The 653-nt window shown below is 57.1% G+C and carries 1 protein-coding gene and 1 pseudogene; both read left to right on the plus strand.

What is annotated here, in order from left to right; all coding sequences use genetic code 11:
* Positions 1–481: NAD(P)-dependent oxidoreductase (locus HOC_RS20695; protein WP_035542736.1), on the plus strand; the 481-nt coding region annotated here is incomplete at its 5' end.
* Positions 474–653 (plus strand): annotated as a pseudogene (locus HOC_RS20700) (type II glyceraldehyde-3-phosphate dehydrogenase); the annotation flags it as partial. The gene HOC_RS20695 and the pseudogene HOC_RS20700, both read left to right, overlap by 8 nt.

A 653-nucleotide genomic window follows, 5' to 3' on the forward strand; every position in this document is an offset into this window, starting at 1 on the left:
TTTTGACGACCTCCTAACGACCGCCGATATAATATCCCTGCACGTGCCGTCCACACCCCGGACCCGTCATCTTGTGTCTGCAGACGCCTTCAAGCGAATGAAAGATGGTGTCGTAATCATCAACACGGCGCGCGGCGACGTGATCGATACCCAGGAGCTGATCAAGGCGTTGAAAAGCGGAAAGGTGTCTGCCGCCGGACTTGACGTCCTGCCTGATGAACCCATGCTTCGCGAAGAGGCAGAGCTGATCTGTTCGGTTGATTGCGACGGACATGATCTGCGCACCCTGGTTGCCGACCAGGTTCTACTGCGGATGCCCAATGTGATCGTGACGCCTCACTCCGCTTTCAATACGCAAGAAGCCATCGCCCGAATTGCCGAGACCACACTCGAGAACATCAAGACGTATCTGAAAGGCGTGCCACAAAATCTGGTCGCAACGCAGCAAAATCTGTCACCGAAGGAGCAGGAGCATGCATGACAAGTCAATCCGGGTCGCCGTAAACGGTTACGGTGTCATCGGCAAACGTGTTGCCGATGCCGTGACACTCCAGGACGATATGCAGCTGGCAGGTATCGCCGATACAGCGGCTGACTGGCGGCTGCGTGTCGCGAACGCGCGAGGCTACCGGGTCTTTGCGGCAACCCCAACG

The organism is Hyphomonas oceanitis SCH89, from assembly GCF_000685295.1.
Classification (GTDB): domain Bacteria; phylum Pseudomonadota; class Alphaproteobacteria; order Caulobacterales; family Hyphomonadaceae; genus Hyphomonas; species Hyphomonas oceanitis.